Raw genomic sequence first — 10766 nt, 5'->3', positions numbered from 1 at the left:
GGAACCGAAGTACGTACGCGCTCCGGTGGCCACCACCACGGCCTTGGCCCGGCCGCTGACCACGTTGGTGCCCATGAAACAAATATTTGGCAGGTCCAGCAGGTTGCCGGGGTCGGCGCTCACCGGGCCGGCGGATTTTTGCGTGACGTCGCCCAGGGTGTCGTATTTTTCCACCGGCAAGGCTTCGCCGGTGAGCACGGCCTGGCTGATAAACAGATCGCGGGATTCGATCAGGCGGATGTCGGCGGGGATCATGTCACCGGCCGAGAGCTGCACGATATCGCCGGCCACTAGGTCGCGCATCGGCACTTCGCGCAGGGTCGGTTGGCTGCCCACCTGCTCACGGCGCAGCACGGTAGCGGTGGTGCGTACCATGGCTTTCAAGGCCTCGGCGGATTTGGCCGAGCGGTGCTCCTGCCAGAAGCGCAACAGGCTGCTGAGCAGGACCATGGTCATGATGATGATGACTTTGGTCGGGTCAGCGTCTTCACCTGCCTGCATCGGCAGCCAGCAATCGGTAAAGAAGCTGATGGCGCCCAGGGTCAGCAGCACGTAGATGAACGGGTTGTTCAGTGCGTGCAGGAACTGGATGAGTGCGTGGGGCGGCTTGTCGTGGGCGACCTCGTTATAGCCTTCCCGTTGCAGGCGGGCAGAGGCGTCCAGTTCGGTCAGGCCATCCTGGGTGGCACGGACGTTGGCGAGGGTGGCTTGCAGGCCGTTGTGGGCTTCGCGGGCGGCACGCATCGACAGTTTGGTGCCTTCGTCGGTGCCTTTTTTCTTGTGCAGTGGCGTGTTTTTTACGGCGCTCATTGTTTGTACTCCTGTCGCCAGCTCACGACAAAACATACCGCTACTTACCGAATTACAGGCGAGCAACAGCATGCCGGGCCGCCAACTTGGCGATCGGTTTAAATAAAGTATTCACATCACTTCTACAGCGCCCGCCAACAGCGTGTTAGTTAACTAACGCGCAGCGGGCTACGACTGGATATGTTCATAAAGAACTCCAGGGTGTTAATAAGAAAGTTGCTGTTTCCAGCCAGGTCAGGCGGCGCGAGCGCTCACGTACAGGCCGAGCATCAAGCTGGCTTGCTCCAGGCTGGAAACCTTCGGTCTCTGCGGGTCTTGAGGGTCGGCGTGTTCCCACTGCTGCACCAATTGGCCGCTTTGCGGGCAGATACGCCAGTGCGCCAGCGGGCGGGCTGGATACACTTGGGAGGAGGGTGCAACAAAGGTCGGGCGGGCCGGGGTAAAGCCTGCGGGCGCCCGGCACAGCTTGGCGCGCAGGGCTGCGGCCAGCGTGCGTACATCAGGCAAAACAAGGAGTTGGAAGGTCATAACACACCTCGGGACCGGACTGGCATCCGGTGAGGCAGTTACGGTGGAGCATCAAGCTCTAGCGCAGCTTACCGGACCGGGGAGGCGAGTCCTGTCATATTCTGGGTTTGGCGCCCGACGCCCGCAAACGCGGTGCTCGGACAGCGACTAGATACTGTGTCCATTGGCTTCTTTTGTGAGGTTTAAAAAAGGCCCCAGTTGCGGGCAGGGGCAATCTACTCATACGCTTACAAAATGTCAACGCATGATTAATCAAATGACTCAGTGTTCAGAGTGTATTCAGGCAAGAGGCGCTGGAAGTTACGCGATATATAACTTCATATACCTTGCGCGGCGAGAATCGCCAGATAGATCAATACCAACCCGCAGGTGCCATGACTGATACGTTGCCACAGGGGCGAAGCATTCTTGCGCAACAGGTTCACCAGCGCTGCGATCAGAAAGCAGGACAATACCGATGCCAGCATGAAACCGGCGAAAAACATCAGGGTTTGTCCATGGCTGGGCGTGGCGCCGACGATGCCGGACAACGCACTGCCCAGCGCGCCCCAGTAAACAATGTTTTTCGGGTTAGCCAAGGAAATCGCCGCGCCCACCGCCAAGGCATTCTGTCCGGAGCTGGCCGGTGCGCTGCCGGCTTCTGGCAACTGCCACGCATCGATCAGGCTGCGTATGCCGAGCCATGCCAGGTACAGCGCGCAGACAACGGTCAGCGGCACACGCACGGCGTCATGCTGGATAAGCAGGGCAATGCCGGCCAGGCCGATCACGGCCCAGACGGCATCACCGACCAGCGAGCCGATCTGCACCATCAGCGCAGGTGTAAAGCCGTGCAGCAAGCCTCGTCGCAAGGTCTCCGCCAACACGGCGCCAGGGGACAGGCAAAACACAAAACCGAACACCAGCGCGTAGAAAAAGATTGTCAGCATGCCCGCGATCCTTCAAATGAGGGGGGAAGTGTGAGGGGCGGGGCGAAGGTTGTCTTGAACCAGATTGCGCTGCTCAGCGTTTCACTGCGCTCTGGTAACGACCCGGGGTCATGCCGTACGCCGCGCGAAAATGCCGATTGAGGTGGCTCTGGTCGGCAAACCCCAGGTCCTGGGCGACGTCGGACGCGGCGGCACCGCTACGCAACAACCCCTTCGCACGGCGGGTGCGCAGCTGCATGGCCCATTGGCGAGGGCTGAGTCCGGTCTCCTTTTGAAAGGCTCGTAGCAGGTGGAATTTGGACAGCCCCAACTCGTCCCCCAGATGGTCCAAGGGCAGCGATTGATGCAGGTGCTCGGCCAGCAACTCCTGGGCACGCAGGACCATGGCTTTACCCGTCGCCGTACTGCCGGGCAAGCGTACGCCGCTCATGGCAACCACCTCACCGAGCAGCACCACCAGGGCGTCTTCATTCAGGTCACGGACCAGCGCATCAGCGCACAACGCGCCTTTCACCGCCGCTGCCAGGCGTTGCGCGAGCAGTGGTTGAACACATAACGAGCGATCAAACTCCAGGTGCGCCAAGCCCAGGTCCGCTGCCAATTGATCCGCTGTGACGTACAGGCTGACGAACTCCCACGGCGCGCCATCCGCCGCACCACCGCCTTGAATCTGCCCAGGGTTGTACAGGGTAATGCTGCCCGGCCCGGCGTCGAATTCTCGGCGGTCCAGCCAGACTTTTTCCTCACCCAGCAGGTTCACGCCAATCACGCATTCGTCATGGCTGTGGCGGGCGAAGGTCAGGCCGGTGCAGACGGTGCTGCTGACTTCGTAGTGGCCCAGCCAGGCGTGTTGCATCGTGCTCATTGCGCAAGCTCAGTCAGGAAGTGGGCAGGAGCATACGCTGGCAGCACGGGTCAGATCGACTGTTGATTGACCCGGGTGAGCCACTGCGCTCTCCTGCTACAACGCGGCGATACGGGATAACTCGACCTTTAGCTGGGCCGGGTCGAGACACGCAAACGGCAGGGCAAAAAACGCCTGGCAGCGCCGTTCGATGGTCGTGAGCGTGGCCTTGAACGCGGCGTCCACGCAAGCTTCATCTCCGTGGACATCCGACGGGTCCGCCAACCCCCAGTGCGCCTTCAACGCCGGCCCGAAATACACCGGGCAGGCTTCGCCGGCGGCCTTGTCGCAGACGGTGATAACCAGATCCGGTGGGCTGCCTTCAAAGGCGTCGTTGCCCTTGCTGTACAGCCCTTCGGTGCTGATGCCCGCCGCCTGCAGCGTGCTCAGGCTGCGCGGCAGCACCTGGCCCTTGGGAAAACTGCCTGAGCTGATGGCCTCGAAACCGTGCGGTGCCAGGTGGTTGAACACCGCTTCGGACAAGATGCTGCGGCAGCTGTTGGCGGTACACATGAACAGGACTTTCATTGCAGTCTCTCCGTCAGATACTCAGGCGCAACGCGAGGGCGGCGAGGGTGATCAGCAGCACCGGCAAGGTCAGCACAATCCCGACCTTGAAATAGTAGCCCCAGGTGATGGTGATGCCTTTGCGTGCAAGGATATGCAGCCATAGCAGGGTGGCCAGGCTGCCGATGGGGGTGATTTTCGGGCCCAGGTCGCTGCCGATCACGTTGGCGTAGATCATCGCGTCCTTGACCACGCCCACGGCATGGCTGGACTCGATGGACAGCGCGCCGATCAAGACCGTCGGCAGGTTGTTCATCGCCGAAGACAGCAAGGCTGTCAGTACTCCAGTGCCCATGGCCGCGCCCCAGACACCGTAAGTGGCAAAGGTATCGAGCCACGTCGCCAGGTAGGTGGTGAGGCCGGCGTTACGCAAGCCGTAGACCACCAGATACATGCCCAGGGAGAAGATCACGATCTGCCACGGGGCTTCCTTCAGCACTTTGCGCGTGGAGATCTTGTGGCCCTTGGCGGCGATCACCAGCAGGAGCACGGCGCACACCGCAGAAATCGCGCTGATCGGAATGCCCAGCGGTTCCAGTGCAAAGCAGCCGATCAACAGGATACCCAGCACCCACCAGCCGGCACGGAAGGTGGCGCGGTCATGGATGGCGCTGGCGGGGTCTGCAAGGTCAGCGGGGTCGTAGGTGTGCGGGATGTCGCGGCGGAAGAACCACAGCAATATTGCGAGGGTGGCCGCGACGCTGACGAGGTTGACCGGCACCATCACTGCCGCATATTCGTTGAAGCCGATCTTGAAGTAGTCCGCCGACACGATATTCACCAGGTTCGACACCACCAGCGGCAGGCTTGCCGTATCGGCGATAAACCCCGCGCCCATGACAAACGCCAGGGTGGCCGCCGGTGAAAAACGCAGGGCCAGCAGCATCGACATGACAATCGGCGTAAGGATCAGCGCCGCGCCGTCGTTGGCAAACAGCGCTGACACCAGCGCACCGAGCAGCACCATATAGGCAAACAACCGCCGGCCACGCCCGCGGCCCCAGCGCGCCACATGCAGGGCGGTCCAGGCAAAGAACCCGGCTTCATCCAACAGCAGGCTGATGATGATCAGCGCGACAAACGTACCGGTGGCGTTCCAGATGATGTGCCACACCACCGGGATATCGCCCAGGCTGACCGCGCCGCAGGCCAGGGCCAGGATCGCGCCGAGGGTTGCGCTCCAGCCGACGCCGAGGCCTTTGGGCTGCCAGATGACCAGGATGATGGTGACGATAAAAATGCCAATTGCGACAAGCATGAAGTAACGCTCCGATGGCTCAGCAGCAGGTGCTGGCCCGTTGTGGTCGGTCGCCCATTGCATCCAGACGCTGTGCGTCGGTGTGCAACCATGGCTGGTTGGCTTGCAGGGTGGTTTCCAGCACCTGGGTGACCCAATCGGGCAACTCCGGGTGGATGCGGTAGTAGATCCATTGCCCTTGGCGACGATCCAGCAATAGCCCGCAACTGCGCAATTGCGCCAGGTGACGGGAGATTTTTGGCTGGCTGTCGTCCAAGGCATGGATCAGTTCGCACACGCAAAGTTCGCCCTCGCGCAGAATCAAGAGGGTCATACGGGCGCGGGTGGCATCGGCCAGGCATTTGAACAGAGTGGGAGGGGAGAAGAGGTCCGACATGGTCAAGGCTCTTATATATGGTTATTCGAATATACGTATTTCCATATGTTTCGGTCAAATCTTGTTTCAATTGATTTGGATCAAATGCCCGCGAATCAACCACAAGTGATTGAAATTAAAATGAAACAACAATGTCCTAAAGTCCCCGCCCATTGCTGAAGAAGGAAGACCCCGCGTGACCCGTGCCACTCGTAACCTGCGCAAGACCTTGGATTCCGTTGCGGAAAATAACGAAACCGCGGCGTTCGACCTGATGCGCGCCGTCGAGAAACTCGGCGATGAAGTGCTGCGCCAGCGCCTGCTCAATTCCATTCACCGGCTTAATCAGGATGCTTACGAGCTGCGTGAGGCGCGCGATTCGGTCGAATGGGTGTCGGTCAAACTGGCGTGATGGGGCCGTTGCAGTCGTCCATATTCGGTTAACAACTCATAGGAACCAGTACCAGTGGCAGCACCAATCGGATAAGGACACTCCTGAACCCGATAGGTATTCACATGCTACCTCCCATCGCGTTTTCCCATCTGCCATCCACACTGACCGCGCAACAGGCTGGTCTATCGCCTGCGGTGACGCAATCGTCCGGTGAGCGCCTTATCCATCCGCTCGTGCATTCTGTTTCGCACCCTGCTGCCAAAAAAACTTTAACGGTCCGGCCACCGACAACCAGTCTTGAGGTTGAGCGCTATATCAAAGAGACCGCGCCTTCGATGCTGACGCCTGCGCAAAAGACCTCGAGCATTCTGGCGGCAGCGATCAAGCGCGAATGGCAACTGGATGTCGAACCCGATACAGCCCGCATTGCCACCTTCAACTACAACCTTGATCGTCCCAAGCCTCATGACGGCAGAATGCTCAATAGCATGACGCTGACAGAGGCGGCGCTGCGCAATGTGCGCAGCATGAACACGCAGGATGAGCGGGCGCCCAGGCATGACGAACTCACTACGCTAATCAACATAGGGCGATACACCTCGCCCTTGGTTGATGCAAGCGCTGAGCTGGAAGATTTTTTGCGTTCCCAGGACGCTCACGAGTACGTCTTGAAGTCGGCGCATGCCGATACCGGCAACACGCCTCCGGCTGCTGACAGGTTGCCCTTCACACCCCAGGCATTCAGGGACCTGGTATGGCGGACCGAACTGAGTGCGCCTTATAAATCCTATCTGGATACGTTCTGGCCAGCCCATCAAGAGACGTACACGCAACTGAGCAAGTTGTCTTTTGGTGCATCGGCGCAAATCCAGCAGCAAGAAGGCAGCCTGAGTAACTACGAAGTGACGCTTGCCATGCGTGCAGCGGGGCTGGGCAGTCATACGCGGCTGGAAGACATGACCGTCGCCGGCGTGAAGGCGCCTTACGTCAAAGATCCGAACGTGGAAACTGGCCTGCTGTCCATCAGTGGCGCTCAATCCACCGATTTGATCTACGTGACCGACAAACAGCCCCGGATGAATGCCAAGGGCAAAAGAATTCATCACACGCTGCTGTACATTCCTGGCAATTCCTCGCCGATTCATCGATTTGACAGCGTCAGCCAGATGAAGACATGGCTGGCCGACCAGGCCGCCGACCCTGGCAAACGCGCAGTCCTGGCTACCCACTTCAAAAAGAATGATCAGGATGACAAGACCTTTTCCGACGGAGTCAAACAGTCACTGACCGGGCTGGGCGGCTGGACGCAAGCCCAACGGCCGAATGCATGGGGATTTACCTCACTCAATGCGTGGGATCCACAGACTTACATCACCACGCATCCGGTAGACGGTGATCCGTTCCAAGTCATGAGTGAGCGCCAGAAAAACCGGGCTTATGCCGACGCCGACCACGACATCGTGACCGATCGAGACGTCACCAAAAAACGAATTGTCAGCGTGGTCGAAGCAGCCGGCGCTGCAGCGTTGATGTTGACGCCACTGGCCATGGTGATGCCGGAAGTCGCCTTGGCCATGGACGCTACCTACTTGGCGGCTGGGGTGGCTGAAATGGCCGTTGGCATTGATGATGCGGCCCACGGCAAATCAACGGGTACTGATCGCATCGTGTTTGGACTGCTCAATGCTGCGCCTACGTTGGTCCACGGCGCCGCAAAATTACCCGGCGTAGTCGCGGGGCTGGAAGGCGAGCGTGCATTGGTGAGTGTTCCGTCCACCGCTTCGCCGCCGGTGGAATTCAAGGAGATCGCCTTCTCGGGCGAGCAGGTGCCAGACCACCAAGTGATCGAGTTGGCGGGTGATGAGCGTCCCAATGGCGGTGTCAAGCGCACGCGACTGGACGAGGCGCAAACCGAAGGAACTGAGGACATCAAACGCAGTAAGCCGGCGGATGAAGTCCGAGACCTTAAAAAAATCAACGACCTGATCTTCACCTTTGTCGATACGTATAACGGCGCAGAACGCCTCAATATCGTTGCCCATGGCGCCCTCGGCGACAGCGGCACGGCGGATCTGGTGCTAGGCGAGGAGCGGCTGGGCTCTGACGATCTGCTGCAGATGCTCTGGGACAACAATGTGCCGACTGACGAATACGCCAATATCCGTTTACTGATGTGCAACTCGGGTACGGGTGGAGAAGAGTCGTTTGCAGCACAGTTCCAGCGCGACGTGGGTGTACCGGTCAAGGCCTACGGAAGCAAAGTTAACGTCGAGTTCAACCTGGATGAATTGGCAGCGCTTTTCGATCCCGCACGGGGCAAAAACAAGCTGACTCAGTTTGAGGGGGTACTTCCTGCGAGCCGCAGGCACAGGGTGACAAAGATCAAGCCAGAGCCAGAGCCGAGCGCCACCAATGAGCGCACTGAAGATCCCTACAAGGACTTTTCATACAAACCCATGCACTTTCCGGATCGGGCCGAGAATCCGAAACCTGATGTGATGCAGCCTTCAATGCCGACGCTATAGCCCCCCAACGGGCAGTTCCGCGCACAGCGGATGTGCGCAATATCGTTCAAGACAATCTTGATACCGGCAGGCATGCTTGGCGACCCCCTGCCGACGAGCCTGTTTCAGATGCCCAATGCCTTGCCTGTTCACGCGTTTTCCCGCGGCGCAATTGCAGTGATTCCCTTGTCCCTGGCCTGTGCACCCTGGGGGTTGTTGGCCGGTTCCATGGCCATCGACGCACAATTTACCCCGCTGCAGGCCCAAGGCCTCTCCGCCATTGTGTTTGCCGGTGCCGCACAACTGGTGGCCATTGGCATGGTCAAGAGCGGTGCCAGCCTGATTTCCATCGTGCTGACCACGTTGCTGCTGACGTCCCAGCATTTGCTGTACGGCATGCATATGCGTCCAACGTTGTCGGCACTTGATAGCCGCTGGCGCATGAGCCTGGGGTTCCTGCTCACCGACGAGTTCTTCGCCTTGGTCAGCCACTATGACCGCCAGACCTTCAATCGCTGGTATGCCTTGGGCGTCGGGCTGACGTTTTATATCATCTGGAACCTGTTCACCCTGGCCGGCATCGTGCTGGGCAAGAGCATTCCCGGTCTCGATCAACTCGGCCTGGAGTTTTCCATTGCCGCGACTTTCATTGCCTTGATCACCCCCGTGGTGCGGGACGTGCCGACAGTCGTCTGCGTAGCGGTGTCATTGCTGTGTTCAGTGTGGCTGAGCTTTCTGCACTGGGAGTCGGCCGTGGTGGTGTCCGGCGTGTTGGGCATGAGCGCAGGCTTTATCTGCAAGCGACTGGGAGTAGGGCGGCAATGATTTACCTGATGATTGTCGCCATGGGCCTGGTGGTGTTTCTCAACCGCTACTTGTTTATCGAACCTCGCCTGCCGGTGCGCCTCAACCGTGGCGCGCGGGAGTTTCTCGGGTTTGCGGTGCCGGGGATGCTGACAGCGATTTGCGGGCCGATTATTTTTCTTGCCGACCACCAGCTCAACCTGAGCCCGGCCAACCCGTATTTGCTGGCGGGTATCAGTGCGGTCGCGTTGATGTTCTGGACACGCAATGTGCTGCTCACGGTGCTGCTGAGCATGGCGCTGTTTTACCTGTTCCGTTGGTGGCTCTGACGCGCAGACGAAAAAAAGCCCGCGGGAGGGCGGGCGCAAGGGAGACTTCAAAAATGAGCAAGGCCACTATAGGTGGCGTTCGCCTGCGTCACCGTGAAACAAAATTCATCCAGGCGCCAGTCAGTTGCGTGGCAATGCTACAGTCGCGTTTTTTTCATGGAGGCGATGGCATGCACAAGGTGGTTATAGGCGCATTGGTCGTGGCAGCACTGGCCGGCTGCGCAGGTTCGAAGATGAACGAAGCGCGCTCGGGAGCGCCCTACAAGACCTTGGCATCGGACAAGGCCACGGTGGTGGTTGCCGAGTGTATTCAATTCGGCTGGCAGGATGAAAGCGTGTACGGCGTCGATGCCAGTGGCTTCAAGGAGCCGAATGGGGCCGGTGGTTTCACCGTCTATACCAGGGGCGGGGATTACTTCGCCGACGTGCAAAGTGCCGGTGCAGGATCGTCCGTCAAGTATTACGCCGCCGAAGACGCGATGCCCGCCAAACGGCGTTTGGCCGCGCTGGCGACTTGTCTGTAATCCGTTGCCTTAGTCTTTTTAGGAAACGCCCGGCGGGACAGCCGCCGGACATTCGCTTATTATTCACACCGCTCGCCCGGCTTGATGGCTCTTTACCAGTACACGGACGTCGAGGCCAAACCGTCGGGCGAGCATCTTTTGCCCTTATCGCGGCATAAACCCCAAGTGCCAGCGACGTGGGATCTTCAGCGACACCAGCCCCAACACTCCAGCCAACCCACTGCTGACCAGCAACGCCTTCAGGCCCATGTGCTGCTCAAGCAACGCGCCAATGACCGCACCCACAAACATGCCGCCCCACGGGATCAACTGCACCCGCCAGCCGTTACGCCTTTCCCCCAGCATCCAGCGGCCCAGGCCACGACCAAAGCGTGACAGCGCGCCGGTGACATAGGTAAGGCCCACGGGCAAGCCGTTGACCTCTTCGACGGCCGCATTGAGCATGCCCATTGCGATGATCGCCGCCAGCAGCGCGGGCAAGGTATCGTCGGATGGCCACAGCGCACCTGCGCATAACAAAGCGGCAATACACAACAGCAAAGGCAGCGTATGCCGCCGGCCAAACCGACTGACCACCACGCCCAATGCGTTGCCGACCACGAAAGTAGCGACCAGCAACAGCAAGCGCCCCGTCAGCCCCAGATCGCCTGCGCTGATCGCTACTGCCAGGCGCGTGGTGTTGCCGCTCATGAACGAAACAAAATCGCCGCTGGCCATAAAGCCGATGGCATCGGTCATACCGGCCAGCACCGAAAGACTGGCCACCAGCATCAAGCCGACTCGGCCGCGCCAACGCTGTCGATGGGCGAGTGCAGCATTGACGTAAGGCTTGCGGGACGAAGGCAGCATAGGGCCGGGTT

13 protein-coding genes are annotated in these 10766 nt (G+C 59.7%); 5 read left to right on the top strand and 8 right to left on the bottom strand.

Translation table 11 applies throughout. From position 1 onward, the window contains the following. The 7 genes from IQK56_RS22960 to IQK56_RS22930 form a co-directional block, all read right to left on the bottom strand. Positions 1 to 810 (bottom strand): P-type ATPase actuator domain-containing protein (locus IQK56_RS22960; RefSeq protein ID WP_246500269.1); only part of this gene is annotated, 810 nt, incomplete at its 3' end. A 234-nt stretch (positions 811 to 1044) separates the two neighbouring features. Next, on the bottom strand, positions 1045 to 1338 hold the full coding sequence (locus IQK56_RS22955) for a hypothetical protein (RefSeq protein WP_122307188.1): 294 nt from the start codon (positions 1336 to 1338) through the stop codon (positions 1045 to 1047). A gap of 317 nt (positions 1339 to 1655) precedes the next feature. Beyond that, positions 1656 to 2267, bottom strand: coding sequence for a LysE family transporter (locus tag IQK56_RS22950; protein WP_193863116.1), 612 nt, complete (start codon positions 2265 to 2267; stop codon positions 1656 to 1658). Between the two features lie 73 nt (positions 2268 to 2340). Continuing rightward, positions 2341 to 3132, bottom strand: a complete 792-nt coding sequence (locus tag IQK56_RS22945; protein ID WP_193863118.1) for an AraC family transcriptional regulator — start codon at positions 3130 to 3132, stop codon at positions 2341 to 2343. 96 nt (positions 3133 to 3228) lie between these two features. Further along, positions 3229 to 3699, bottom strand: coding sequence for an arsenate reductase ArsC (locus IQK56_RS22940; protein ID WP_122307186.1), 471 nt, complete (start codon positions 3697 to 3699; stop codon positions 3229 to 3231). 13 nt (positions 3700 to 3712) lie between these two features. Further along, positions 3713 to 4996, bottom strand: a complete 1284-nt coding sequence (locus IQK56_RS22935) for an arsenic transporter (protein ID WP_122307185.1) — start codon at positions 4994 to 4996, stop codon at positions 3713 to 3715. Between the two features lie 19 nt (positions 4997 to 5015). After that, positions 5016 to 5372 carry a metalloregulator ArsR/SmtB family transcription factor gene (locus IQK56_RS22930; RefSeq protein ID WP_122307184.1) on the bottom strand — a complete coding sequence of 119 codons (357 nt, stop codon included), beginning with the start codon at positions 5370 to 5372 and terminating at the stop codon, positions 5016 to 5018. Between the two features lie 175 nt (positions 5373 to 5547). Between IQK56_RS22930 and IQK56_RS22925 the strand changes: the two genes are divergently transcribed. The 5 genes from IQK56_RS22925 (at position 5548) to IQK56_RS22905 (ending at position 9906) form a co-directional block, all read left to right on the top strand. Further along, positions 5548 to 5763, top strand: coding sequence for a hypothetical protein (locus IQK56_RS22925; RefSeq protein WP_122307183.1), 216 nt, complete (start codon positions 5548 to 5550; stop codon positions 5761 to 5763). A 104-nt stretch (positions 5764 to 5867) separates the two neighbouring features. Continuing rightward, positions 5868 to 8270 (top strand): dermonecrotic toxin domain-containing protein, encoded by a 2403-nt coding sequence (locus IQK56_RS22920; RefSeq protein ID WP_193863120.1) that lies wholly within the window; start codon positions 5868 to 5870, stop codon positions 8268 to 8270. Between the two features lie 108 nt (positions 8271 to 8378). Then, positions 8379 to 9074 carry an AzlC family ABC transporter permease gene (locus tag IQK56_RS22915; RefSeq protein WP_193863132.1) on the top strand — a complete coding sequence of 232 codons (696 nt, stop codon included), beginning with the start codon at positions 8379 to 8381 and terminating at the stop codon, positions 9072 to 9074. Further along, on the top strand, positions 9071 to 9382 hold the full coding sequence (locus IQK56_RS22910; protein ID WP_032885717.1) for an AzlD domain-containing protein: 312 nt from the start codon (positions 9071 to 9073) through the stop codon (positions 9380 to 9382). The genes IQK56_RS22915 and IQK56_RS22910 overlap by 4 nt, the downstream gene beginning before the upstream one ends. Positions 9383 to 9552: 170 nt before the next feature. Beyond that, positions 9553 to 9906, top strand: coding sequence for a hypothetical protein (locus IQK56_RS22905; protein ID WP_150760035.1), 354 nt, complete (start codon positions 9553 to 9555; stop codon positions 9904 to 9906). A gap of 144 nt (positions 9907 to 10050) precedes the next feature. Here the strand turns inward: IQK56_RS22905 and IQK56_RS22900 are convergent, their stop codons facing one another. Continuing rightward, complete coding sequence (locus IQK56_RS22900) at positions 10051 to 10755, bottom strand: YoaK family protein (RefSeq protein WP_122307180.1); 705 nt, start codon at positions 10753 to 10755, stop codon at positions 10051 to 10053. Positions 10756 to 10766 lie beyond the last annotated feature (11 nt).

It is taken from the genome of Pseudomonas cyclaminis (assembly GCF_015163715.1).
GTDB classification, from domain to species: domain Bacteria; phylum Pseudomonadota; class Gammaproteobacteria; order Pseudomonadales; family Pseudomonadaceae; genus Aquipseudomonas; species Aquipseudomonas cyclaminis.
This window is presented reverse-complemented; position numbering and strand designations above follow the sequence as displayed.